Source organism: Mixta calida (assembly GCF_002953215.1).
Classification (GTDB): Bacteria; Pseudomonadota; Gammaproteobacteria; order Enterobacterales; family Enterobacteriaceae; genus Mixta; species Mixta calida.
Genome location: NZ_CP026378.1, coordinates 182,673 through 208,458, shown reverse-complemented (window position 1 = coordinate 208,458; position 25,786 = coordinate 182,673). Strand labels below are relative to the sequence as shown.

The following is a 25,786-nucleotide window of genomic DNA, read 5'->3' as shown; positions in this document are numbered from 1 at the left end:
TTTCACGTTGAGCGCGTCAACTGGCTGAAAAGCATTCACGTCGGCGGCGCGCCAGCCGCGGGATTAGCTTTTGCTTACCGCGCCGGCGGCAGGCGCCTGACACCAGTTGTTGTCCGCTTTAATGCCGCCGTCCGGCGAGGTGTAACCCAGGCAGCCGAGAAGGGTATCAAACAGTTCAACATGGCGATGGGTTTTTCCTACGCGCTGCTGCGCCTGTAAACGTTCAAACGCCTGCTTGTTGCGCCCATCCGCCAGCCAGCTGTCGGACGCCCAGACGATCATCGGCACGCGGAACTGCTCCGGCGGCGCCATGTCGCGCGGCGTGCCGTGCAGGTGCATATTATCGCTGATCGACTCACCGTGGTCGGCGGCATAGAAGACGATCGCCTTCTTGTCGCGCAGCTGGTCATAGACGCTGTCCAGCACACTGTCGGTATAAAGCACCGAGTTATCGAAGGCGTTAATCAGCTGCGCCTTGCTGCACTTATCATCTACGCCCATACACTCCGGCGTATAGCGCGCGTAGCTGCGCGGATAGCGCTGGGAATAAAGATAGTGCGAGCCTTTGGTATGCAGCACCACCAGATGTTTGCCGTTCGGATGACGATCGAGCGACGCCTTCAGTTCCGGGATCAAAAGCATATCGTCAACCGGCTTGCCCTGATTGCGGCGCTCAGAGCCGATCTGCTCGCGGAAGGCGAAGTTATCCGCATGACTGTTGTCGTAAAACCAGACTTCGCTCTGCATGGCGAACAGCTCAGAGCTAAAGCCCAGCGATTTCAGCACCGCGAAAACGTTCTCTTCTTTCAGCGTGCGGCCCGGATTATCCATAGTGCCGCCTTCGCGCACAAACATGCAGCGCAGCGAGAGCTTGGTGGCGGTGTCGCACGATTCGCCGCGGAATGCCACCACGTTTTTCTCATGGGAAAGCTTCGGCGTGGTGTCGCGCTCGTAGCCCAGCAGTCCCATATGATCCCAGCGGGTGGTCTCGCCGATCACGAACACCACGTAGGTGTCGTCGATGCCCGGCGGCGCCACGTAAGTGAATTTCTTCGCCGGGTCCAGCAGCTCCTGCCCGTCCACCGCTTCATCAAGGTGCGTCCAGGTGAACAGGCCCAGCGCCGACAGCCAGTTGGAAGGCAGATAAGAGTGCGCCACCACGCCGCCATAGCTCGGCAGGTCGATATTGGTGATCTCTTCATTCGCTTTTTGCAGCTTGTCGAAATAGCGGATCGGCAGCCACACCAGCACGACCGCCAGCAGCATAATGCCCAACGGCTTCAGACGCTGTCCCGGCGTTTTTAACTGTTCAATCAGCGTCATGCGCAGGCGGTTGCGCCAGATCATCAGCAGCGGCAGCGCGCTGACCAGCACCATCCACAGTACAAACTGATAGCCCACTACCTCTTTCGAGAGATCGATATCGGTGGTCATCACCGAAGCCACGATGCCGTAGCCGATCACCACGTTGAAAAAGGCCATATAGTAGGCGGCGGCCACCGAGATCAGCACCAGCACGGTAGCGAGAATACGATAAAACAGCTTGCCGCCCAGCGACAGCAGACGCATCAGGAAGAAAGTCAGCAGAACGATAGCCATGACTTCCGCCCCGGCCGACAGCCAGTCAGTGAGCGTGGATTTATTCAGAAATGGATCAAATCGGCGGTAAAATATGGGCAAATTCAACAAAATGCCAATGTAGAGCGACAGCAAAAGAGACAGCTTTTGCTGAGTGAGTGATTTTATATAATTCATTCGACCTTCTTTATTCCCGGCGCAACATATGCTTTACAAACGATATTCAGACCGCTCCGCTGCGCCAGAGTTCTTACCGACAATCGCATTATTCTCACAGCGTGATGAACAAGAGGATTCTGAACGGAAAAAGGAACCTTTTCCGGTGGAGCGTGGGCAGTAAACCACAGTCAGGCATCAGGATCAGCGAAATTTCGCCATCGTGACGAGAAAACGCACAGTTTGATAGCCAGAGAGAGGGAAAGCCGCGCGTCAGAACGCGCGCGGCGGGATATCAGGCGTTGATGATATTCAGAGTCACGTCGATGTTGTCGCGGGTGGCGTTAGAGTAAGGACAAACGATATGCGCGGCGTCGACCAGCTTCTGCGCTTCCGCCTGGTCCATGCCTGGCAGATGAATATTCAGCGTAGCTTCAATGCCAAAACCGGTCGGTAGCGGACCAATGCCCACCTCGCCTTCGATAAAGGCCTCTTTCGGCATGGCGATTTTGTCACGCGAGGCGACGAACTTCATCGCGCCCAGGAAGCAGGCGGAATAACCAGCGGCGAACAGCTGTTCTGGGTTAGTGACTTCGCCGCCGGCGCCGCCCATCTCTTTCGGTACGCCCAGCTTCACGTCCAGTACGCCGTCAGAAGAGGTGGCGCGGCCATCACGTCCACCCGTAGCTTTTGCTTTTGCACGATAGATGACTTTTTCTAATGACATATAAATCCCCTTCCTGTTTGTTTATTCACAATTAAATAGCGAACGATTTAATTAGTACGACATTAAAAAGGTTAGTTTGTTCAGCCACTCTGTCCAGTGGCTGGACAACAGGACTAGCGAACCAGATTATCCCGCAGCCGATCAAGCTGGCCCTTAAGGGTCTGTAACGTCTCGACATCGCAGTCCGAGGCGCAAATAACCGATTCAGGAATGCTTAACGCTTTTTCGCGTAGCGCGCGGCCTTGCTCCGTCAGCGTGACCACCACCTGGCGCTCATCCTGCCGCGAGCGCTGGCGTGACACCAGCCCCGCCGCCTCCAGCCGTTTCAACAGCGGCGTCAGCGTGGCGGAGTCGAGAAACAAACGCTCGCCGATATCGGAGACCGTAACGTCATCGCGCTCCCACAGCACCAGCATCACCAGATATTGCGGATAGGTGATGTCGAGCTGCGTCAGCAGTTGGCGATAAAGTTTATGCATCGCCAGATTGGCTGAGTAAAGGGCGAAGCAGAACTGGTTATCCAGCAGCAGTGGCGCGCCCGGCGCTTTTTTGTCATCTTGATGTGTACTCATGCGTGACAATATAAATAGCGTACTACATAATTGCAAGCAATATTTAACCAGAGCAGGGGAGAAATCTATGCAGTCACTGGAAGAACGGGCAAGACGCTTTGCGACAGAAATCCACGCCGCCGCCGGCCAGCGGCGCAAATATACGGATGAGCCCTATATCGTTCATCCCGCCGCCGTGGTTGAGCTGGTGCGCAGCGTCACCGATGATGAAAACATGCTGGCCGCCGCCTGGCTGCACGACACGGTAGAAGATACCGGCGCCACCCTTGAGGATATTGCGCAGCAGTTTGGCCCTGAAGTCGCCGAACTGGTCAGCATGCTGACCGATAAAAAACAGCCGCAGGCGAAAAACCGTGCCGCGCGCAAGGTGGCGCATTTCCGTCATACCGCCGACGCCTCGCCCGACGCGCAGACCATTAAGCTGGCGGACATTATTGATAATACCCGCGCCATTGTGCAGTACGATCCGCACTTCGCCCGCATCTACCTGGTGGAGAAGCAGGTGCAGATTACGCTGCTGCGTGAAGGCAGCGCGGAACTCTGGCGCCAGGCGCAGGCGACCATTGAACAGGGCATCGCCCAGCTGCAACAGCGACCTTACAATGTGCCGGAAGCCTGGTTTGAAAAACAGGCGGCAAAATATGCGCTGTAAGCGACACAGCGCAATATAAACAACTTCCTGAGCCACAACCTGATGCCGGCGTAAACCTGAACCGCCCTGCTTCGACAGGGGAGTTATCTGCCGAAACGCCTTAAGATGTCGTGAGAAAATTCCTATATTATCGCTTCGTCAGTCACGCCATTCATGGCTGAAGCGTCCGCTTTTTTTCGGCTAAAAAACAATCATTCCTGTTTATTCTCTCTGTTTATCAGCGGAATGACTTGTTAAATAAACCCTTTATTTCATCAAGGTCGTCCACGAAAAAAACCGTGCCTGCGCATGCATGCTTGATTATATCTGATATCGCTCGTCCAACCTTAACCCTGCATACGAGACGATAATCATGAGCAAACACACCTCTGGTAAACATTATGGTTGTGGACGTGGCGGGGTTAAACCCCCACGCTGACCGTCGAACCGTTGTTCGAAGATGGCTTCCGCGCGACCAACCCCGCCGATTACTATTCTCCGGCGCTGCTCTTCGGCACCGCGCGTCATGTTGAGCCCGGCGCGCTGGTGACGGTGACGCTGGAAGACCATACGTGGCAGGCGCGCGTTGATAAAAACGGCGACTGGAGCCTGCCCATCCCGCCTTCCGCCATTACCTCGCTGCTGGAGGTGGAGCGCCAGCTAACCATCAGCGTCACTAACCGTTCCGGCAAAACCACTGAGCTGACGCGCACCGTCGAAATTCCGGATATGAGCAACGGCGCGGCGGCGGGTGTCGGCATCGGTCCGATAGCGGGCAACGATGTGCTGACCGGCCGGGAAAAAACCCATGGTCAGGTCATCTCCGGCCTGACGGAGTTCGCGGAGAAAGGCTCGCTGGTTACCGTGATGCTGGAAGGGAAAAGCTGGCAGGTGCCGATTGACGCCAACGGCAGCTGGCACCTGACGCTGCCCCCGGAAGTGCTGAAAACGCTGACGCCCGGCGAGCATACCATCAGCGTGATGGCGGTGGCCGATTATGACGGCTCACGTACCCTTATCGACCGTACCTTTACCGTCACGAAAGGTCATGCGACGCCCTGCGCGGCGGAAATCACCCTTAACAGCATCACCAGCGACGACGTGCTGACTGCCGTCGAACGACAAAGCGGCCTGATCGTCAGCGGCACCGTCGACAACGTGCCGAACGGCAGTCAGGTATGGGTTCAGCTGGGCGATGATATCTACGCGGCAACGGTCAAAAATCACCACTGGCAAACCACCATTCCCGCTGGCGATCTGGCGACATTGCAGAATGGCTCGGCGGCCATTACGGCCTGGGTGCAGGATGTGAATGAAACCGCCACCGTCGTACGTGAATTTATCGTGGCCAAAACGGCGACGGCGCCGTACCTGACTATCGATCCTCCTTATAACAACTTTGCGATTGATGATGAGCAGTGGGCCATGTTCCCGGCGTTGCTTTCCGGTACCGCCATTAACGTGACACCGGGCACCGTGGTGGCGGTCGTTTTTGGCACAAAAAACTATCAGCCGCGTGTCGATGAGGAAGGCAAATGGCATGTACCCGTCTCCGTTGCTGATTTGATGGCGCTTTCTCCAGGCGAATACCGGTTGCAGGTGATTACGACCAATTATCTGGGCGAGACGACCTCCCTGGAGCGGACGATCAGGCTGGACGATATTTTTTCCTCTACCGAACCGCGCATCGCCATCGGCGCGGTTTCCACCGATGACGTTATCAGCGCGCGGGAAAGTCAGACCGATTTAATTATTTCCGGCGCCAGTCTTAATGTCGCGGCAGGAGAGCTCGTCAGCGTTACATTTCCGGGCGCGCTGCCTGGCCAGACGTTTACCGGCAGAACGGGCAATTACGGCGAGTGGAGCGTCACTATCCCGGCTTCCACGCTTCAAACGTTAGGCTCCGGCGACGTCGAGGTAAAAGCGCAGCTGGGCAACGGCGCTCTGTCCGACAGCCGAAATATCGACATTATCACCGGCGGCGATCCAGAGCTGGCGCCCACTATCACGCTTGACTCGCTGCGTCAGGGTTCGCTGATCTCACAGGAAGAGATATCGGCCTATAAACTGCACCTCAGCGGTAAAGTCGCCAACGTCGACAATAACAGCGAAATCTGGGTTCAACTGGGCCATGAGATCTATGTCACGAACGTTTTTGGGGATACCTGGGCGCTGACCGTTCCTAATGACGCCCGGCTTGAGCAAGGCCCGACGTCGATTATCGTCACGGTGCGGGACGGTGATGAAACCGCCAGCACCGTCCTGCCGGTAACCGTGGTGCAGAAGATTCCGTTGAAGATCGATCTGCTGCCCGGCGGCGACGAGGTGATGCACTACGACGCCCCGTGGGATCATATTTTTACCGGCACGGTGCGGGATGACACCCGTCCGGTGACGCTAACGTTGAACGGGAAAAGTTATCGCGCCAGCGTGACGGACCATGAATGGATGGTCAGAATACCAGGCGAAGAGATGAATGCGCTGCCTGTCGGCGACGTGCCGTTAACGGTAAAAACCGGTAGTTTTACCGCTGGCATTACGCTGACGGTAAACGGCGAAACGCAGGCATCGCCCTTAGGCCCGACGCTGGATGCGGTCAGCGGCGATAATCTGATTACCTACGAGGAAAAGGGCAACGGCCTGAGACTGAGCGGCGGCGTGCTGGATGCCGACAGGGTGACGGCGGACGCTATCGTTGACGTCGAGCTGCGTGGACAACATTATCAAAGCGGGCTCACGCTGGTGAATGGCGAGCTGAACTGGAGCGTGTGGGTGCCCTTTGAAGAGACCAAACTGCTGCCGATGAACGGTACGCAGATGGTGACCGTTACCCTGCTGGAAGAGGGCCAGCCGAGCATCGTCACGGCGCGCATCCTGGAATTCACCCGCGACACCGATCCCAGCGATTTCCCGCCGCAGGTAGCCATTGACCCCTGGGGCGATAACATCATCAACGCGACGGAAGCGCAAAGCGATCAAACGATCGGCGGCACCACCCATTATATATTTGCCGGCAGCGCAGTGACGGTAACGCTGGGCGAACTGAGCTGGCAAACCGTTACCGATAATGACGGACGCTGGAAAGTCACCATCCCGGCAGGCGCGCTGGCCACTATCCCGGACGGCGATTATCAACTTAACGTTACCGTCGCCCATCCTGATAACCCGGAATTTCCCGGCAGCAGCAGCGCCAGTCGTAGCGTGACGTTCGATACCGGCCACGCCCCGGCAAACAGCGTGCTGGCTGAAGCCGTCCCGGATCTGGCGACGCACGCTGAGGAAGAAACCAGCACGGCCTTCAACGCCCAGTCTGCGACAGTGGACAACAGGCCGGACCATGGCGACGGACAGACCGTTCATCAGGAAGCCACGCCGGAGGATGCCCATCAGCTATCGCTCAGCGCGCTAAACAGCCTCATCGCTGATGTCGGAGAGATGGCGCATAACGGCCTGTCGGAAAGCGGCGCATTGCCGACGACGCTGGCCGACCTGGGACTGAGCGGCGGCGAAAGCGCCATCGCGGCGCTGCTGGCGCAAACGGCGGAGGCAAAGGAAAGCGCGGCGGAGACAAAAACGCTGGACGCATCGCTGGAGCCGATTAGCCTGGCGCTCGCCGCCTCAGGCGATGCCTGGAGTCTGGCGGCGCGCGGCGTAGAAGAGGGACAGAACTATGCGCCGCCCGTGCCGCCCGATCTGATGGAGCATCTGGCTCATCAGCTGGCCTGAAACAAAAAAACCCGCCGGTGGCGGGTTTTTTTCGGTATTTACACACTCAGTCAAGCAGCTGGCGGCCCAGATACGGGTTTGAATGCAGCAGCTGCATCAGCTTCTGTGCGCTACCTGACGGGCGGGTGCGTCTCGCTTCCCAGCTTTTCACTGAAGAGACGCTCACGCCCATCACGCGGGCAAATTCATCAATTTTCATGCCGGTCATTTCACGCAGGCGCTGTGGTTCTGGCACTGAGACCGTTTTTTCTTGCTGCGCGGAAAAGGTATCGCCAACATTCCGTGTCAATACAATTTGCTCAAGACTGCTGAGTAACTCAACCATGGGATCTTTTACTTCCATAGCAAACTCCTAAAACTCACTATGAACAACGTGAAAGAGGACAGAGAAAAGAACCTGAAACCCAGGCTCAGAATGCCGGTTTGTTGCAAGGGGACGAGGTCAGGGCAGTGCAACATAAATCGGGAATTTAAGTATTAGACGATCGCCAGCGTTTTGCCGCCTGTTTTCTGACTATTTTTCGATCTTGCTTCCGTCTTTACTCTTTTCTTGCCCGCTCCCTTTTTTCCTGGTCCGTTTCCTGCTTAAAAAACGTGCTGAACGCCGTGTTAATTATCGTTAATTACTGAATAGCCATATTCAGCCTAATCGCATTGATCTATGCTTTAGGCACCTCAGGGCGGCAGCCTCGCTGCCTGAACAAATAGATAATTCGTTAATTTACAGGAGTAAACGCTATGGCGACCGGAGTTTCCCGCGTCTGGATGCGCCTGTGGCTGCCGTTGGCGGCCCTGTTGGTCATCTTTCAACTTACCGGCTGCGGTGATAAAGAGGGTGAACAGCGTAAGGCTTTTAGTGACTTTTTACAGAATACCGTGATGCGCAGCGGTGAACGCCTGCCGGCGCTCAGTGAAGATCAGAAGCAGCGCTTTGGCAATTACACCAGTGACTACGCCATCATTTATGATTTTTCGCAGCAGGTGAACAAAGCGGTGGATCAGGGTCTGCGTCCGGTGGTAGACGAGCTTTCCGCCATTCGTCTGCCGCAAGACTACCTGACGCGCCGCGACGCGCTGCGCCAGGCGAGTGGCTCGCTCAGCGTGTTGACGCAGCAGATTCAGAACGCTAAGACTCAGGCCGACAGCAGCAAGGCGGCGCTGAAACAGCCGGATGATTTAAAAGCGGTATATGACCGCGTTTATACCAAAGTGGTGACCCAGCCTGCGGCGTCGCTGATGCCGCTGCTGCCAGCGCTGCAATCGCTGAGCCAGGATGTGGTGCAGACTGGCGATTTCCTGCAACAGCAGGGCGATCGGGTCACCTTTAACGACAATGGCGTGCAGTTCCCGACGCAGGAGCAGGCGAGCCAGTACAATACGTTGATGAGCAACGTATCGGCCAAAGCACAGGCGCTGACGCAGGCGCAGAGCGCAGTGCAGGGCGGCTTCCAGTAACACAGAGCGGGTGTCGCAGGGATTATCCTGGCGCCCGTTTCTTCCTACGCTTTCTCTGCGGCTGTCCCGTTATCGCTACTTTTCAACCTGAGGTTGCCCATTTCCCGCGCTCGTTATTCCCTTTACCCGGCTTTACCGGTACTTGTCTCGCTTCTTTCATTAGCCATGCACCGATGATCGCTTTCCCGCTTCACTTTCTCCGGTGCGATTAACCTCCCCTGCTGCGCTGTTTACTGCTTTCGACGCGGCGTTATCTCTTCTGCAAAAAAGCGCCGCGCGACGCGCCGTTTCCGGTCCAGGCAAAAATGTGATCTGGCGCATTTTCGACCAAAAGTTTATTGTGATATTCGTCACATTTTTGAAACAAACCACCACATGAAAAATGTGATTAATATCACATTCCATTCCCCTGTCTCGCCGCTAATTTCGCCATTCCTGTTTTCAATAAGGGCTTTTCTGTGATCTTAATCACCAAATATGGTCCGATAACCTACCTCTAATTGTGATCTTTATCACTTCGAGGCGCTCACTACGCAGCGTCATAATCGCGTGCTAGAGTCCGCCTGCATACAGTAATCCGACGGCGCCTCGCCGTAGCGTCTTAACAAAATCACGCGCTCTCTTATTTGTCAGCGCGTAACAATAAGAGGTGTGTTTTTATGTCCTCATCTGTCAAGGTCAAGGTTCAAAGCTTTGGTCGTTTTCTAAGCAATATGGTGATGCCGAATATCGGCGCCTTTATCGCCTGGGGCATCATCACCGCCCTGTTTATTCCTACCGGCTGGCTGCCGAACGAAACGCTGGCGAAGCTGGTCGGCCCGATGATCACCTACCTGCTGCCGCTGCTGATCGGTTATACCGGCGGACGTCTGGTCGGCGGCGATCGCGGCGGCGTGGTGGGCGCGATTACCACCATGGGCGTGATCGTTGGCGCGGATATGCCGATGTTCCTCGGTTCGATGATTGCCGGTCCGCTGGGCGGCTGGGCGATCAAAACCTTTGACCGCGCGGTAGACGGCAAAATCAAAAGCGGCTTCGAGATGCTGGTCAACAACTTCTCGGCGGGCATCATCGGTATGCTGCTGGCGATTCTGGCGTTCCTCGCCATCGGTCCGCTGGTGGAAGGCCTCTCCCATATTCTCGCCGCGGGCGTGAATATCATGGTGCAGAACAACCTGCTGCCTCTGACCTCGATTTTCGTTGAACCGGCGAAGATTCTGTTCCTGAACAACGCCATCAACCACGGCATCTTCTCGCCTCTGGGCATCCAGCAGGCCAGCGAAGCCGGCAAATCCATTTTCTTCCTGATTGAAGCCAACCCAGGCCCGGGCATGGGCGTGCTGGTCGCCTATATGTTCTTTGGCCGCGGCAACGCGAAACAGTCAGCGAGCGGTGCGGCCATTATCCACTTCCTTGGCGGCATCCATGAAATCTACTTCCCGTATGTGCTGATGGCGCCGCGCCTGCTGATCGCCGTGATTCTCGGCGGCATGACCGGCGTCTTCACCCTGACGCTGCTGAACGGCGGTCTGGTTTCTCCTGCTTCTCCTGGCTCTATTCTGGCGGTGCTGGCCATGACGCCGAAAGGCGCCTACTTCGCCAATATCGCGGCGATCGTCGCGGCTTTCGCCGTCTCCTTCGTGGTTTCCGCCGTACTGCTGAAAACCAGTAAAGTAAAAGACGAAGACGATATCGAAGCGGCCACTCGTCGCATGCAGGATATGAAAGCGCAGTCTAAAGGCCAGGCGGGCGCGCCTGCCGCGGCCAGCGCCGGTCTGAACGGCGATTTAAGCCACGTGCGTAAAATCATCGTCGCCTGTGACGCCGGTATGGGCTCCAGCGCCATGGGCGCTGGCGTGCTGCGTAAGAAAGTGCAGGACGCGGGACTGACGCAGATCTCCGTCACCAATACCGCTATCAACGCCTTGCCGGGCGACGTCGACCTGGTGATCACGCATCGCGATCTCACCGAACGCGCCATGCGCCAGGCGCCGCATGCGCAGCATATCTCGCTGAATAACTTCCTCGACAGCGGTCTTTATAGCGACCTGACCTCGCGTCTGGTAGACGCGCAGCGCAGCGTGGAACACCGTGAAAAGGTTAACGCGGCCCTGAGCGACAGCTTTGAGAGCAACAACGAGCATCTGTTTAAGCTGGGCGCCAGCAACGTATTCCTCGGCCAGCAGGCCGCCAGCAAAGAAGAGGCGATCCGCTTCGCCGGTGAGCAGCTGGTGAAAGGCGGTTATGTTGAGCCAGAATATGTCGACGCGATGCTGGAACGTGAGAAACTGACGCCGACCTACCTGGGTGAATCCATCGCGGTGCCGCACGGTACGGTTGAAGCGAAAGATCGCGTGCTAAAAACCGGCGTGGTGTTCTGTCAGTATCCGCGAGGCGTGCGCTTCGGCGAAGAGGAAGATGACATCGCCCGTCTGGTGATCGGCATCGCCGCTCGCAATAACGAGCACATCCAGGTCATCACCAGCCTGACCAACGCGCTGGATGACGAAAGCGTAATTGCGCGTCTCGCCACCACCAACAGCGTGCAGGAAGTGCTGGATCTGCTTACCGGTCAGCCAGCCTGATCTGACGCATACGCTGAGGGGCCGCTCTGCCCGGCCCTTCTTCGGGCAAGGTGGACTTGCCCCTTTCTCTTTTTTTGAAGGTTATCGCAACGATGAAAGCATTACATTTCGGCGCCGGTAATATCGGTCGTGGTTTTATCGGCAAGCTGCTGGCGGACGCTGGCATTGAACTGGTGTTTGCCGACGTTAATCAGGCGGTGCTGGACGCGCTGAACGCCCGTCACCAGTACCCGGTGCATGTGGTCGGCGAGCAGGCGCAGGTAGACACGGTGACCGGCGTCAGCGCCGTCAACAGCACCAGCGAAGAGGTGATTACGCTGATCGCCGAGGTTGATATCGTTACCACGGCGGTTGGCCCGCAAATCCTCGCGCGTATCGCTGACAGCATCGCGCGCGGCCTGGCCAAACGCAGTGATAGCGCTAATACCCGCCCGTTAAACATTATCGCCTGTGAAAATATGGTGCGCGGCACCAGTCAGCTGAAAGCGCATGTGCTGGCCGCGTTGCCGGAGCAGTATCACGCCTGGGTCGAGGAGCATGTCGGCTTCGTCGATTCCGCCGTTGACCGCATCGTGCCGCCGGGCGAAGCGGGCAGCAGCGATCCGCTGGAAGTGACCGTCGAGACCTTCAGTGAGTGGATCGTCGATAAAACCCAATTTAAAGGCGAACTGCCCGCCATTCCGGGCATGGAGCTGACTGATAATCTGATGGCGTTCGTCGAGCGCAAACTGTTTACGTTGAATACCGGCCATGCGATCACCGCTTATCTGGGCCAGCTGGCGGGGCACCAAACCATCCGCGACGCCATTCTCGATCCGGCGGTGCGCGCGGTGGTGAAAGGAGCGATGCAGGAGAGCGGCGCGGTGCTGATCAAGCGCTACGGCTTCGACGCACAGAAACATGCCGCCTATATCGAAAAAATCCTGACCCGCTTTGAAAACCCATACCTGAAAGATGACGTCGAGCGTGTTGGCCGCCAGCCGCTGCGCAAGCTGAGCGCGGGCGATCGCCTGATCAAGCCGACGCTCGGCACGCTGGAGTATCAGCTGCCGCACGATAACCTGGTGAAAGGCATCGCCGCCGCCATGCGCTACCGCAGCGCACAGGACCCGCAGGCGCAGGAGCTGGAGGCGCTCCTGGAAAAAGTGGGCCCGCAGGCGGCGCTGGCGCAGGTTTCTGGCCTGGATGCCGACAGCGAAGTGGTCGCAGCAGTGGTTAAGGCCTATAACGCAATGCCATAATGCGCACGCTCCCGATGCTGAATAACGGCGAGCAACAAGGGCACAGCCTGGCTGTGCCCCCGCGCAGAATGATAAATGTACAGGCAACAATGGAAGAGAAGCAGGCTTTTGAAAATCGGGTGCTGGAGCGACTGAATGCCGGACGCTCGGTAAGAAGCTTCCTGATTGCCGCCGTTGAACTGTTGACCGAAGCGGTCAACCTGTTGGTGCTTCAGGTGTTTCGCAAGGATGACTATGCGGTGAAATATGCCGTCGAGCCATTACTGCTCGGCGACGGGCCGCTGGGCGAACTGTCGGTGCGGCTGAAGCTGATTTACGGTCTCGGCGTGATCAGCCGCCATGAATATGAAGACTGCGAACTGCTGATGGCGCTGCGTGAGGAGCTAAACCACGACGGCACCGAATACCGCTTCAGCGATGACGAAATTCTTGGGCCGTTCGGCGAGCTGCATTGTGTCAGCGCCTGGCCGCCCCGCCCTGACTTTTCCAGCGACGATGAACAGCTGCGCGCCATGCAGCAGCAGCGCTATCAACAGGTGCTGCGCTCAACGATGGTGCTCTCCCTGACGGAGCTTATCTCACGCATCAGCATGAAGCAGGCTTTCAAAAAGTAGCCCCGCCCTTTTCCGCTTTTCGTGTATCATATCGATTAATCATCAGTACAGGTAACCGTCATGAAAGAGCAGGAAAAAGCCGAAATCAAGCGCCTCAGCGACCAGCTGGATGCGCTCAATCGTAAAGAGCCGATGTTGCTGGAATCGGGCGATGCGGAGAAACTCGGCGCGCTGCTGAAAGAAAAAGAGACGCTGATCGCCGAGATCGAACGTCTGCGCGACGTGCGCGATCAAAAGCTGAGCAAAGAAGCGCAGAAGCTGCAAAAGCTGCCGTTTAGCCGCGCCATCACCAAAAAAGAGCAGGCGGATATGGGCGCCCTGAAGAAAAGCGTGCGCGGCCTGGTGGTGGTACATCCGATGACCGCGCTGGGCAAAGAGATGGGCCTGAAAGAGATGACCGGCTACGCGCCAAAACCTTTCTGACCCTGCTGGCCGGATTGATTACATCCGGCCACGCTCTTCCTCCACCGCTTCAGAAAGCTGTTTTTCCAGCATATCCATAAATTCATAGCGACGGCGATATTCGGCGCGCTTTTTACTGGCTATCTCCTCAAGCGGCTTGCGCGGCATCGCCAGCGGCAGCTGATAAAGACCGCTCTTCAACGCCTCCCCGTTCAGCGACAGCCAGAACTCGCTATAGCTGGCGTGAAACACCTCTTTTTTGCTGTGGCGATAGCGCAGGCTGCGGAAAACGTGAGTATCGTCGCCGACCGCCTGGATCTGCGTCACTCCGCAGCGCGCAGCCAGATAAAACAGCGTCTCCATCAATACGCGCTTGGGAAAAAGTCCGTGGCCCGCTTTGGTGGCATCGCGGATAATGCTGGCATCCACCGTTTTACGCGGCCCCTGCAACCCGCCGATCAGCAGTCCCAGCCTGCCCGCCTGCTGTAAAAACGAGAACGAGAGCGATGCGATGGTAATGCCGTTATAGAGCAGCACCAGCGTAACTTCGCCTTCGCGATCGAAACGGCCGGTGCTGCAAACCACGTCAAACCGTTCATCATTTTTGCCGTGCAGACGCGCCACCGTCTGATCGACCGGCGATAAGAACAGCTGGTAAAGCGCGCGCGGCAGCTGCTGAACGGTGCCGTAGTGATCGAGCAGCGCCTGGGCGCGCTGCTTAACGCTAAAATGCGCGCACAGATAGGGGCGATGGATTTTCGCCGGCAGCAATCCCTGAATAGTCAACGCCTGACGCATCGCCGGCAGCCGCGACATCTGTTCCATATAGGAAAAGGTGGTGACGGGAAAAGCCAGCGAGCGCAATAAAAACTTGGTGCGGAAGCGGCGGCATTCCCACAGTTTATTTGGCTTAAATTGACCACGCGTTAACTGAAAAAAAAGCGAGCCGGTAGAAAATTCCGGCGTTGGGCTATGTGTAATCGTCGACATGCTATTTATTAATATGAAAGAACCATGCGCCAATATTAAGATGCCAAATATCAACAGGACGTTAATATCTGGCCAATAGATTTAGCGAAAAAATTATTTTTATTAAGGGCGCCGTTATTTTATAAAGGAATTAAACGAAGGTTAAATGAAAGGGTTTTTCAAAATAAAAAAACGGCGGAGCTGCTGCCCCGCCGGTGAATAATTCATGCACTGCTAAGCAGGCTTATTTTGCATTGGCGAAACGCGCAGCCGCTTCGTCCCAGTTCACTACGTTCCAGAACGCTTTGATGTAGTCAGGACGTTTGTTCTGATACTTCAGGTAGTAAGCGTGCTCCCATACGTCCAGGCCCAGAATCGGGTAGCCGGAAGCGCCGGAGATCGCTTCGCCCATCAGGGGGCTGTCCTGGTTAGCGGTAGAGACCACCGCCAGCTTGTCGCCTTTTTTCACCAGCCACGCCCAGCCTGAACCAAAGCGGGTCGCTGCGGCTTTCTCGAACTCTTCCTGAAACTTCTCAACGCTGCCGAAATCTCTTTCGATAGCGGCTTTCAGGTCGCCCTGCAGAGTGGTGCCGGTTTTCAGGCCCTTCCAGAACAGGCTGTGGTTATAGTGGCCGCCTGCGTTATTGCGCAGTACGGTTTTCTTGTCTGCCGGAACCTGATCCAGTTTGGTGATCAGCTCGTCAACCGGCAGGTCGGCGAATTCGGTGCCTTCCAGCGCTGCGTTAGCGTTGTTAACGTAGGTCTGGTGGTGTTTGGTGTGATGGATTTCCATCGTCTGCTTGTCGAAATGCGGTTCCAGTGCGTCGTATGCGTAAGGCAGGGATGGCAGTGAATAACTCATGTTCATCATCTCCATTTATTGTAGGAGCGGCACTTTTCGTTGTAAGCACCGCGTAAGCAGTCGGATCATTATAGTTAAATTAGTGATCGGGAAAAGGATAATCAATGCCCCTCTCGTTATAAGGTTATACCAGAGTGGACGAACAGGCCCGATAGAGCCAACTATTTGAAAAGACAAAAAAGCGACGCAAAGCATCCAGTGCCGTCGACGGGATCGGCGCATAACGCCTTATAGCGATCTGCGACAGCAGCGCAAGCGTCTTTTCCGACGCGCCAACACGTCGGATTAATAAAACCCGTTCGGTGTTGGCGCTGCGCCATCGTGATAAAAGCGAATCAGGTTTAACCGGCGCGAAAAGCCGCCCCTTGCGGCGCGGCGCTTTACGTTGACGGCTCAGGACTGCGCTGCTGAATTTATCAACCGCTGCGGATGGGTATAAATCGTCGCGCGTCCCGGTTTGCTGAAGCCCACCAGCGTCAGATTGCTGCGCTCCGCGACTTCCACCGCCAGGCGGGTGGCCGCCGATACGGCAAACAGAATTTGCACGCCGCACATCGCCGATTTTTGCACCATCTCATAGCTGGCGCGGCTGGAAACCAGCGCCGCGCCGCGCTGCCAGCCGCGACGGCTGCGGTAGCCGAGCAGCTTGTCCAGCGCCACATGACGGCCCACATCTTCGCAGCCGCCCGTCAGCTGCCCTGCCTCATCGATCCAGGCCGCCGCATGGGTGCAGCCGGTCAGCTGGCCGACCGGCTGAAACGCTTTCAGCTGGCGCAGCGCTTTATCCAGCAAGCTGAGATCGAACGTCTGGCTGAATGGCAGCGGCTGAATCGGCTTGCCGATCTCATTTAGCTGTTCGACGCCGCAAACGCCGCAGCCGGTGCGACCGGCCATCGCGCGCCGCTGTTCTTTCAATGCCATAAAGCGACGGCTGGAGAGCTCGATCTGCACTTCGATACCGTTGTAGCCCGGCACCACATCCATGCCGTAAATTTCCTCCGGTGCGGCGATAATGCCCTCCGAGAGCGAAAAACCGAGCGCAAAGGCTTCAAGGTCTTTCGGCGTGCTCATCATCACCACATGGGAAATACCGTTATAAACCAGCGCCACCGGCACCTCGTCGGCAAGCCAGTCGTGTCGGGTTTCCATTAGCGCATCACGTTGCCACACCTGCGCTTCGCTTGCTCCCGTGAAGCTGCTTACAGCTTCGTCGCTTTGTTGATCATGGAATTTCAATTTACGTCTACCTGGTTATAACAACCACACAGATTAAGTGGTAATCTTAGGCCGCTTATGAATTTGAGATGTGCCCGGCAATTCTGAACCTGTGCCCCGCTCAGCGCAAAAAAATCGCTGCACAAAAAATGCGAATCATGCCTGCGCCACGCTTTTCCCTGCTAAAGGCAAATATATTTAATATAAATAAACGCCAGAATCCTGCTATTTACCCCTCAGACGCTTAAATATTAAAATTTTATAAATATAACCCTTAATGATTAATAAGTTAAAAATTATAACAAATTAATTACTTATTGATTACGGTCAAAAAAATCATGCCAGAGACTGCTATTTTCATGCCTCTGGCAATGGTTTGGGCAAAAATAATTATTATGCATATTAATAGACGCAGTTTTTTTAAACTCTGTGCGGGCGGTATGGCAGGAACAACCGCGAGCTTATTGGGTTTCGCGCCTCCCAGCGCGCTTGCGAATGTCAGGCAATATAAACTATTACGCGCCAAAGAAACCCGTAATAACTGTACTTACTGCTCCGTCGGCTGCGGCATGCTGATTTACAGCCGGGGCGACGGCGCCAAAAACGCCGTTTCTTCTATTTATCACATTGAAGGCGACCCCGATCATCCGGTCAGCCGGGGGTCGCTCTGTCCTAAAGGCGCCGGGGTGCTGGATTTCATTCACAGCGACAGACGGCTGAAATACCCTGAATATCGCGCGCCCGGCTCCAGTGAATGGAAGCGTATCAGCTGGGAAGAGGCCTTTGACCGTATCGCCCGTTTAATGAAGGCGGATCGCGACGCAAACTTTCAGCAAAAGAATGAGCAAGGCGTTACGGTCAACCGCTGGACGACCACCGGCATGCTCTGCTCCTCCGCCGCCAGCAACGAAACCGGGCTGCTCGATCATAAATTCGCCCGTGCTTTAGGTATCGTCGCCCTGGAAAACCAGGCCCGACTCTGCCATGGCCCAACGGTCGCGGCGCTGGCGCCGAGCTTCGGCCGCGGCGCGATGACCAACAGCTGGAACGACATTAAGAACGCCAACGTCATCATGATCATGGGCGGCAACCCCGCAGAGGCCCATCCCGTCGGCTTTAAATGGGTTATCGAAGCGAAAACGCATAATAAAGCGAAAGTGATCGTGGTCGACCCGCGCTTCAACCGCTCCGCCTCGGTAGCCGACATCTATGCTCCGCTGCGCGCAGGCAGCGATGTCGCCTTCCTGATGGGTATGGTCAACTATCTGTTGCAGCACGACGCGATTCAACACGACTATGTGAAGCATTACACCAACGCTTCACTGATTGTCAGCGAAGGCTACCGTTTCGACGAGGGTCTGTTCAGCGGCTACGACGACGCCGCGCGCAAATATGACAAAACCAGCTGGTACTATGAGCTGGATGAACACGGCCAGGCGAAACGCGATCTTACCCTTGCGCATCCGCGTTGCGTATTTAATCTGCTGAAAAAACATGCCAGCCGCTACACGCCGGACATGGTGTCCCGTCTGTGCGGCACGTCAAAAGACGATTTTCTGACCATCTGCCAGACAATCGCCAGCACCAGCGTGCCTGATCGCACCACCGCTTTCCTGTACGCCCTGGGCTGGACGCACCATACTAACGGCGCGCAAATCATCCGCACCGCGGCGATTATCCAACTGCTGCTGGGCAATATAGGCATGCCCGGCGGCGGCATTAACGCCCTGCGCGGCCACTCCAACGTACAGGGTTACACCGATCTCGGCCTGCTGTCGCAAAGCCTGCCGGGTTATCTGCCGCTCCCTTCGGAAAAACAGACCACGCTGGCGGATTATTTACAGCAGGCGACGCCGGTTTCTCCGCTGCCAGGTCAGGTTAACTACTGGCAAAACACCGATAAGTTTTTCGTCAGCCTGATGAAAAGCTTCTACGGCGATAACGCCACGGCGGAAAATCAGTGGGGCTACAACTGGCTGCCCAAATGGGATAAAAGCTACGACTGCCTGGCGCTGGCGGAAATGATGACGCAGGGCAAACTCAACGGCCTGATTATTCAGGGGTTTAACCCGCTGGCCGCCTTCCCGGACAAGAATAAAGCGTTTCGGGCCTTCTCACGCCTGAAATATATGGTGGTTATCGATCCCCTAAGCACCGAAACCGCCAGCTTCTGGCAGCATCATGGCGAATTCAACGATGTCGATCCGGCACAGATTCAGACGGAAGTGTTCCGCCTGCCCTCCTCCTGCTTTGCGGAAGAGAACGGTTCGATAGCGAATTCATCACGCTGGCTACAGTGGCACTGGGCGGCGGCCGAACCGCCGGGAGAGGCGCTGCATGACGGCAAAATCCTCGGCAATATCTTCCTGCGCCTGCGGGAACGCTATCGCCAGGAAGGCGGCGCCGCGCCGGAACCCTTACTGGCGATGCGCTGGGACTACCACGATCCCCGCAACCCGGAACCGGAAGAGGTGGCGCGCGAAAACAACGGCTGGGCGCTGGCCGATGTTTACGACGACAGCGGCAAACTGCTGTTGAAAAAAGGCCAGCAGCTTAGCTCCTTTGCTGAGCTGCGCAACGACGGCACCACCGCCAGCAGCTGCTGGATCTATACCGGCAGCTGGACGCAGTCGGGCAATCAGATGGCGCGGCGCGATAACGCCGATCCCTCAGGGCTGGGCGTGATGTCCGGCTGGGCCTGGGCCTGGCCAGCCAACCGCCGCCTCCTTTACAACCGCGCCTCCGCCGATCCGCAGGGCAACGCCTGGGATCCGCAACGCCGATTGATTGAGTGGGACGGCAAACAGTGGCAGGGCCATGACGTGCCGGACTACCCGTCGACGGCTGCGCCGGAAAAACAGGTCGGGCCTTTTATTATGCTGCCTGACGGCATGGGGCATCTGTTTGCGCTGGATAAGCTGGCGGACGGCCCTTTCCCTGAACATTATGAGCCGATGGAAAGCCCGACCGCCACCAATCCGCTGCATCCAACACAGGTTCACAGTCCGGTGGTGCGGATTTTCCAGCAGGATCTCAAAACGCTGGGCAAGGCCGACGCCTATCCCTACGTCGCCACAACCTACTCCATTACCGAGCTCTTCCGTCACTGGACCAAACATGCCCGGCTGAACGCGATCGCTCAGCCTGAACAGTTTGTCGAAATCAGCGCGGAGCTGGCGGCCGAAAAAGGCATCGCGGCGGGCGACAACGTGAAAATCAGCTCCCGACGCGGCTATATCAAGGCAAAAGCGGTGGTCACGAAGCGCTTGCGCCGTCTGACCATCGACGGCAGGCAGGTTGATACCATCGGCATTCCCTGCCACTGGGGCTTTGAAGGCGCGACGCAAAAAGGCTTTTTGGCCAACACGCTGCCGCCATCCGTTGGCGACGCCAACTCACAAACGCCTGAGTACAAGGGCTTTTTGGTTAACGTGGAAAAGGTGTAACAGAGAACGATTATGGCTTATCAGTCACAAGACATTATTCGTCGCTCCGCGACAAATGGCTTAACGCCGCCGCCGCAGGCGCGTGACCATCAGCAGGAGGTGGCGAAGCTGATTGACGTCACCACCTGCATCGGCTGCAAAGCGTGTCAGGTTGCCTGCTCCGAGTGGAACGACATCCGTGATGAGGTGGGGCATAACGTCGGGGTATACGATAACCCCGTCGATCTGACCGCCAAATCCTGGACGGTGATGCGCTTTTCGGAAGTGGAGGAGAACGGCCGGCTGGAGTGGCTGATCCGCAAGGATGGCTGCATGCACTGCGCCGATCCGGGCTGCCTGAAGGCCTGCCCGGCGGAAGGGGCGATTATTCAGTACGCCAACGGCATCGTCGATTTCCAGTCCGAGCACTGCATTGGCTGCGGCTACTGCATTGCGGGCTGTCCGTTCAACGTGCCGCGTCTGAATAAGGACGATAATCGCGCCTATAAATGCACCCTGTGCGTGGACCGCGTCGCCGTCGGCCAGGAACCCGCCTGCGTGAAGACCTGCCCGACCGGCGCTATCCACTTCGGCAGCAAAGCGGATATGCAGCAGCTGGCGGCAGACCGCGTCGACGAGTTGAAAACGCGCGGCTATGAAAACGCCGGTCTTTACGATCCGGCGGGCGTCGGCGGCACGCACGTGATGTACGTGCTGCACCACGCCAACAAGCCGCAGCTCTACCACGGCTTGCCGGACAATCCGTCCATCAGCCCGGCGGTTACCTTCTGGAAAGGCATCTGGAAACCGCTGGCGGCCATCGGCTTCGCGGCCACCTTCGCCGCCTCGGTGTTCCACTATGTGGGCGTCGGTCCGAATCGCGTCAGCGAAGATGAAGAAGATCAGCAGGAGAAAGAGGAGCGAAACCATGAAGAAGCGTGACCTGATTGTGCGCTACAGCGCACCGGAACGCATCAACCACTGGATTGTGGCGTTCTGCTTCGTGCTCGCCGCCCTCAGCGGCCTGGGATTTTTCTTCCCGTCATTTAACGGGTTGATGAATGTGCTGGGCACGCCGCAGCTGGCGCGCATCCTGCATCCATTCATCGGCGTGGCGATGTTTCTCGCCTTTATGCTGATGTTTCTGCGTTACTGGAAACACAACCTGGTTAACCGCGACGATCTGTTGTGGGCGAAGAATATCCATAAAATCGCCATGAATGAGGAGGTCGGCGATACCGGCCGCTATAATTTCGGGCAGAAGTGTGTATTCTGGGCTGCTATTATCAGTCTGCTGCTGCTGTTAGCGAGTGGTATCGTCATCTGGCGTCCTTACTTCGCCGGTGCCTTTCCCATCCCGCTGATTCGGCTGGCGTTACTGGTGCATTCGGTGTCGGCGGTGGGCCTGATCATTGTGATTATGGTACATATCTACGCCGCGCTGTGGGTAAAAGGCACGCTGACGGCAATGGTGGAAGGCTGGGTTACGCCGATTTGGGCGAAAAAGCATCACCCGCGCTGGTATCGCGCTGTTCGTGAACAGCAGAGCCAACCGACACAACAGGATAAACGTCCCTGATGACTATTCGCATCATCCCGCAAGAACAGCTGGAGAAGAGCGACAGAACAACGGCGGATATGATTCCGCCGTTACTTTTCCCCAGGCTGAAAAATTTATATAGCCGCCGCGCCGCGCGTTTGCGCCAGCTGGCGGCGAAAAATCCGCTGGGCGGCTATCTGCGCTTCGCCGCTTTTATTGCCGAAGCGCAGGAGATCGTGCTGTACGACCATCCCCTGAATATGGATCTCCATGCGCGCCTGGTGGAATCTGCCGCCAGCGGCAAGCCGCCGCTGGATATCAGCACCCTGCCGCGCGATGCGCACTGGCAGCGTCTGCTGCATTCCCTGATCGCCGAGCTGAAGCCGGAAATGACCGGCCAGGCGCTGGCGGTGCTGGAGAACCTGGAAAAAACCTCCGCGCCGGAGCTGGAAGCGCTCGCCACCGCGCTGCTGGCGCACGATTTCGCCAGGGTCAGCAGCGACAAAGCGCCCTTTATCTGGGCGGCGCTGTCGGTTTACTGGGCGCAGATGGCGGCGCTGATCCCCGGCAAAGCGCGCGCGGAATATGGCGAACAGCGTCAGTTCTGCCCGGTTTGCAACAGCGTGCCGGTAACCAGCGTGGTGCATATGGGCATGCAGAACGGCGGCCTGCGCTACCTGCACTGCAACCTGTGCGAAAGCGAGTGGCATGTGGTGCGCGCCAAATGCAGCAACTGCGAGCAAACCGGCGATCTGCACTACTGGTCGCTGGACAGCGAACAGGCCGCGGTGAAGGCGGAAAGCTGCGGTGACTGCGGCACCTATCTCAAGATGCTCTGGCAGGAGAAAGATCCGTCCGTTGAGCCGGTGGCGGACGATCTCGCCTCGCTGATGCTGGACGCGCGCATGGAACAGGAAGGTTTCGCCCGCAGCAGCCTGAACCCGTTTCTGTTCCCCGGCACGGAGTAATTTCTGACGGCCGGGCCAGCTTCATCGGTCCGGCGCCCTGATTCACTCTCAAGAGGGAGAAGCGTAATGAAACTTATCGGCAATTACACCAGCCCCTGGGTGCGTAAGATTTCCATCATCATGCTGGAAAAAGGCATTACGTTTGAATTCAGCAATGAATCTCCCTGGTCCGAAGAGAGCCACGTCCCGCACTACAATCCATTAGGCAAAGTGCCGGCGCTGGTCGACGACAGCGGCGAATGCTGGTACGACTCGCCGATTATCGCCGCCCTGCTGGAAACGCTGCCGCAAACGCCGAAGCTGTTGCCGGACGATGCGCGCCAGGCGGTGAAGGTGCGTCAGCTGGAGGCGCTGGCCGACGGGGTTTGTGACGCGGCGCTGTTTATCGTGCGTGAGCAGATGCGCCCAACGCAGCAGCAGTCGCCTGAGGAGATGCTGCGCCAGCGCCATAAAATAACGCGCGCGCTCGACGCGCTGGAGCAGGAAGCGGCCAGCGGCGCGTGGCTGAACGGCGACCCGTTAAACCTTGCCGATATCGCTACCGGCTGCGCCATCGGCTACATTAATTTTCGGCATGTGGCGCCTAACTGGTGCGTGAATCGTCCTGCGCTGGTGAAACTGGTGGAAAAACTCTTCCAGCGCGAAAGTTTTGCCCGCACGGTGCCGCCCGCAACCTGAATACGGATACGGCCCGTCAACCACTCTGGCTTTTTAATCGCTTCCCCGGCTTTTGGGCGGCGATACCGCGTTCGATTTGAACAGCGCCAGCCGACGATCCAGCGCCTTGCTGTAGAGCAGCGTGTCCACGCCGGCTGTGACAATTAAGGTTAAACGGCGCGCGGGCGTGGGCCAGCTTCGTCGCGTAAAACTGGATTTCATCCCGGCCAGCCTCCAGCGGAGTGGAAAAGAAAGGCGCAAAAGCGTGAAGGCATGCACAGATTTTTTTATCTGGAGTGCAACAGGCTGGACTAAAAACAGGAACGCCGGACAACCCGTAAAGATTGTCCGGCGTTCCGGGAAGCCTGGCGGGCGGAGCCGCCGACAGGCTTATTGCAACAGAGAGATGTCTGCCACTTGCAGGAACAGCTCGCGCAGTTTCGCCAGCAGCGTCAGGCGGTTAATACGCACCGCCTGATCTTCCGCATTCACCATCACTTTATCGAAGAAGTTATCCACCGCTTCGCGCAGCTGCGCCAGTTCGATCAGCGCATCCTGATAGCGGCCTTCCGCGAACCACGGTTGCAGCTTGCTTTCCAGCGCGGTGACAAAGGTCGCCAGCTTGATCTCTTCGTTTTCTTTCAGCAGCGACGCCTGCACGCGATCGTTCAGCGGCTCGGTCGCTTTTGCCAGAATATTGGAGACGCGCTTGTTGGCGGCGGCCAGCGCAGCGGCTTCATCCAGCGTGCGGAAGTGCGAAACCGCCTTCATGCGCGCATCGAAATCAGCCGGACGGGTTGGACGACGCGCCAGCACCGCCTGAATAGTGTCGACGCTGTGGCCTTCTTCCTGATACCAGGCGCGGAAGCGACCCAGCATAAAGTCGATCACCTCATCCACCACCTTCTCGTTGGTCAGCTTGCTGCCGTAGAGACGCACCGCCTCTTCGGTCAGCGTTTGCAGATCGAGCGGCAGACGTTTTTCCACGATAATACGCAGCACGCCCAGCGCGGCGCGGCGCAGCGCGAACGGGTCTTTGTCCCCTTTCGGATGCTGCCCGATGCCGAAGATGCCCGCCAGGGTATCCATTTTATCGGCAATCGCCAGCGCGCAGGCGACCGGGCTGGAAGGCAGATCGTCGCCGGCGAAACGCGGCTGATACTGCTCGTTCAGCGCAACCGCGACCTCTTCCGCTTCGCCGTCGTGACGCGCGTAGTGCATGCCCATCACGCCCTGGGTGTCGGTAAACTCAAACACCATGTTGGTCATCAGGTCGCATTTGGAAAGCAGGCCCGCACGGGTCGCCAGGTTGACGTCTGCGCCGATTTGACCGGCGATCCAGCCTGCCAGCGCCTGAATGCGATCGGTTTTATCGCGCAGGGTGCCGAGCTGCTGCTGGAACAGTACGGTTTCCAGACGCGGCAGGTTATCTTCCAGACGCTTTTTGCGGTCGGTATTAAAGAAGAACTCGGCATCGGCCAGACGCGGACGCACAACCTTCTCGTTACCGGCGATAATCTGCTGCGGATCGCTCGATTCGATATTGGCGACGAAGATAAAGTGCGGCAGCAGCTTGCCCTCTTTGTCGTAGACCGGGAAATATTTCTGGTCGCCCTTCATGGTGTAGACCAGCGCTTCCGCCGGCACCGCGAGGAATTTTTCCTCGAAGGTGGCCGTCAGCACGACCGGCCATTCCACCAGCGAAGCGACCTCTTCCAGCAGGCTGTCGCTCAGATCCGCGTTGCCGCCGATCTGGCGCGCCGCCGCTTCCGCGTCGGCTTTGATTTTGGCTTTGCGCGCGTCGTAATCGGCCATCACTTTACCGCGCGTTTCCAGGATCTGCGGATACTGGTCGGCGTTATCGATGGTGATTTCCGGCTCGCCCATAAAGCGGTGGCCGCGCAGGGTGCGGCCCGATGCGATGCCCAGAATGGTGGCGGGGATCAGCTCGTCGCCCAGCAGCAGGGTGACGGTATGCACCGGACGTACGAACTGCACGTCGCTGTCGCCCCAGCGCATCAGCTTCGGCACCGGCAGCTTCGCCAGCGCGTTGGCGATCATCGTCGGCAGCAGCGCCTGCGCGCTTTCGCCCGGCACATGCGCGCGATACATCAGCCATTCGCCCTTGTCGGTTTTCAGACGCTCGGCCTGATCGACGGTGATGCCGCAGCCGCGTGCCCAGCCTTCGGCCGCTTTGGTCGGCGCGCCGCTGGCGTCAAAGGCGGCGGCGATTGCCGGGCCGCGCTTCTCAACTTCGCGATCCGGCTGCGCGGCGCTCAGGCTGGCGACCTTCAGCGCCAGACGGCGCGGCGCGGCGTACCAGCTCACTTCGCCATGCGCGAGGCCCGCATTGTCCAGCTCGGCGGTAACGTGGGCGGCGAAAGATTCCGCCAGGTTGCGCAATGCTTTCGGCGGCAGCTCTTCGGTGCCGATTTCCACCAGAAAAGTTTTTTCAGTCATGGC

Annotated in this window: 22 protein-coding genes; 12 read left to right on the top strand and 10 right to left on the bottom strand. The window is 57.4% G+C overall.

Translation table 11 applies throughout. The features are described 5' to 3' along the window. Positions 1–63: 63 nt before the first annotated feature. The 3 genes from eptB to C2E16_RS00940 form a co-directional block, all read right to left on the bottom strand. Positions 64–1,755: a kdo(2)-lipid A phosphoethanolamine 7''-transferase gene (gene eptB, locus C2E16_RS00950; RefSeq protein WP_038629457.1), complete on the bottom strand. Its 1,692-nt coding sequence runs from the start codon at positions 1,753–1,755 to the stop codon at positions 64–66. 274 nt (positions 1,756–2,029) lie between these two features. Next, on the bottom strand, positions 2,030–2,461 hold the full coding sequence (locus C2E16_RS00945; RefSeq protein WP_038629455.1) for an organic hydroperoxide resistance protein: 432 nt from the start codon (positions 2,459–2,461) through the stop codon (positions 2,030–2,032). 113 nt (positions 2,462–2,574) lie between these two features. Beyond that, positions 2,575–3,033, bottom strand: coding sequence for a MarR family winged helix-turn-helix transcriptional regulator (locus tag C2E16_RS00940; protein ID WP_038629454.1), 459 nt, complete (start codon positions 3,031–3,033; stop codon positions 2,575–2,577). Between the two features lie 67 nt (positions 3,034–3,100). On the opposite strand from C2E16_RS00940, the gene C2E16_RS00935 reads away from it, so the two are divergent. Together C2E16_RS00935 and C2E16_RS00930 are read left to right on the top strand one after the other, a co-directional pair. Further along, positions 3,101–3,685, top strand: coding sequence for an HD domain-containing protein (locus tag C2E16_RS00935; protein ID WP_038629453.1), 585 nt, complete (start codon positions 3,101–3,103; stop codon positions 3,683–3,685). Between the two features lie 414 nt (positions 3,686–4,099). Next, entirely contained in the window at positions 4,100–7,390 is a 3,291-nt protein-coding gene (locus C2E16_RS00930; protein ID WP_257152269.1) for a hypothetical protein, read from the top strand. A gap of 46 nt (positions 7,391–7,436) precedes the next feature. On the opposite strand, the gene C2E16_RS00925 is transcribed toward C2E16_RS00930, so the two are convergent. Further along, complete coding sequence (locus C2E16_RS00925; RefSeq protein WP_038629449.1) at positions 7,437–7,733, bottom strand: HTH-type transcriptional regulator; 297 nt, start codon at positions 7,731–7,733, stop codon at positions 7,437–7,439. Between the two features lie 395 nt (positions 7,734–8,128). Between C2E16_RS00925 and C2E16_RS00920 the strand changes: the two genes are divergently transcribed. After that, positions 8,129–8,845: a DUF3053 domain-containing protein gene (locus tag C2E16_RS00920; protein WP_038629447.1), complete on the top strand. Its 717-nt coding sequence runs from the start codon at positions 8,129–8,131 to the stop codon at positions 8,843–8,845. Positions 8,846–9,004: 159 nt separating this feature from the next. On the opposite strand, the gene C2E16_RS20485 is transcribed toward C2E16_RS00920, so the two are convergent. Further along, positions 9,005–9,250, bottom strand: coding sequence for a hypothetical protein (locus C2E16_RS20485; RefSeq protein ID WP_133052066.1), 246 nt, complete (start codon positions 9,248–9,250; stop codon positions 9,005–9,007). Between the two features lie 254 nt (positions 9,251–9,504). Here C2E16_RS20485 and C2E16_RS00915 point away from each other — a divergent pair, with 254 nt between their 5' ends. The 4 genes from C2E16_RS00915 (at position 9,505) to C2E16_RS00900 (ending at position 13,708) form a co-directional block, all read left to right on the top strand. Next, entirely contained in the window at positions 9,505–11,430 is a 1,926-nt protein-coding gene (locus C2E16_RS00915; protein WP_084970465.1) for a PTS mannitol transporter subunit IICBA, read from the top strand. A 92-nt stretch (positions 11,431–11,522) separates the two neighbouring features. After that, positions 11,523–12,671, top strand: coding sequence for a mannitol-1-phosphate 5-dehydrogenase (mtlD, locus tag C2E16_RS00910; RefSeq protein WP_084970466.1), 1,149 nt, complete (start codon positions 11,523–11,525; stop codon positions 12,669–12,671). A 68-nt stretch (positions 12,672–12,739) separates the two neighbouring features. Further along, positions 12,740–13,285 carry a mannitol operon repressor MtlR gene (mtlR, locus tag C2E16_RS00905; RefSeq protein ID WP_174705309.1) on the top strand — a complete coding sequence of 182 codons (546 nt, stop codon included), beginning with the start codon at positions 12,740–12,742 and terminating at the stop codon, positions 13,283–13,285. A 60-nt stretch (positions 13,286–13,345) separates the two neighbouring features. Further along, a complete protein-coding gene (locus tag C2E16_RS00900; protein ID WP_038629442.1) occupies positions 13,346–13,708 on the top strand; it encodes a YibL family ribosome-associated protein in 363 nt (120 codons plus the stop codon). 18 nt (positions 13,709–13,726) lie between these two features. Here C2E16_RS00900 and C2E16_RS00895 read toward each other — a convergent pair whose 3' ends face one another. The 3 genes from C2E16_RS00895 to fdhD all read right to left on the bottom strand — a co-directional run bounded on the left by C2E16_RS00895 (position 13,727) and on the right by fdhD (position 16,667). Beyond that, entirely contained in the window at positions 13,727–14,677 is a 951-nt protein-coding gene (locus C2E16_RS00895) for a VirK/YbjX family protein (protein ID WP_084970467.1), read from the bottom strand. 223 nt (positions 14,678–14,900) lie between these two features. Then, a complete protein-coding gene (gene sodA, locus C2E16_RS00890; RefSeq protein WP_038629439.1) occupies positions 14,901–15,518 on the bottom strand; it encodes a superoxide dismutase [Mn] in 618 nt (205 codons plus the stop codon). 393 nt (positions 15,519–15,911) lie between these two features. Next, positions 15,912–16,667: a formate dehydrogenase accessory sulfurtransferase FdhD gene (gene fdhD / locus C2E16_RS00885; protein WP_218925961.1), complete on the bottom strand. Its 756-nt coding sequence runs from the start codon at positions 16,665–16,667 to the stop codon at positions 15,912–15,914. A 461-nt stretch (positions 16,668–17,128) separates the two neighbouring features. Here fdhD and fdnG point away from each other — a divergent pair, with 461 nt between their 5' ends. From fdnG to C2E16_RS00860, 5 genes are all read left to right on the top strand, one after another. Continuing rightward, positions 17,129–20,179 (top strand): formate dehydrogenase-N subunit alpha, encoded by a 3,051-nt coding sequence (gene fdnG / locus C2E16_RS00880; RefSeq protein WP_071883726.1) that lies wholly within the window; start codon positions 17,129–17,131, stop codon positions 20,177–20,179. Between the two features lie 12 nt (positions 20,180–20,191). Further along, positions 20,192–21,100 (top strand): formate dehydrogenase subunit beta, encoded by a 909-nt coding sequence (gene fdxH / locus C2E16_RS00875; protein WP_084970468.1) that lies wholly within the window; start codon positions 20,192–20,194, stop codon positions 21,098–21,100. After that, positions 21,087–21,737 (top strand): formate dehydrogenase cytochrome b556 subunit, encoded by a 651-nt coding sequence (gene fdoI / locus C2E16_RS00870; RefSeq protein WP_038629428.1) that lies wholly within the window; start codon positions 21,087–21,089, stop codon positions 21,735–21,737. The genes fdxH and fdoI overlap by 14 nt, the downstream gene beginning before the upstream one ends. Further along, positions 21,737–22,666 (top strand): formate dehydrogenase accessory protein FdhE, encoded by a 930-nt coding sequence (gene fdhE / locus C2E16_RS00865; protein ID WP_038629426.1) that lies wholly within the window; start codon positions 21,737–21,739, stop codon positions 22,664–22,666. Before fdoI ends, fdhE begins: the two co-directional genes overlap by 1 nt. 66 nt (positions 22,667–22,732) lie before the next feature. Then, a complete protein-coding gene (locus tag C2E16_RS00860) occupies positions 22,733–23,344 on the top strand; it encodes a glutathione S-transferase (protein WP_084970469.1) in 612 nt (203 codons plus the stop codon). Between the two features lie 33 nt (positions 23,345–23,377). Here the strand turns inward: C2E16_RS00860 and C2E16_RS21335 are convergent, their stop codons facing one another. Further along, on the bottom strand, positions 23,378–23,545 hold the full coding sequence (locus tag C2E16_RS21335; protein WP_156462402.1) for a hypothetical protein: 168 nt from the start codon (positions 23,543–23,545) through the stop codon (positions 23,378–23,380). A gap of 168 nt (positions 23,546–23,713) precedes the next feature. Further along, positions 23,714–25,783 carry a glycine--tRNA ligase subunit beta gene (gene glyS / locus C2E16_RS00855; protein ID WP_038629421.1) on the bottom strand — a complete coding sequence of 690 codons (2,070 nt, stop codon included), beginning with the start codon at positions 25,781–25,783 and terminating at the stop codon, positions 23,714–23,716. Positions 25,784–25,786 lie beyond the last annotated feature (3 nt).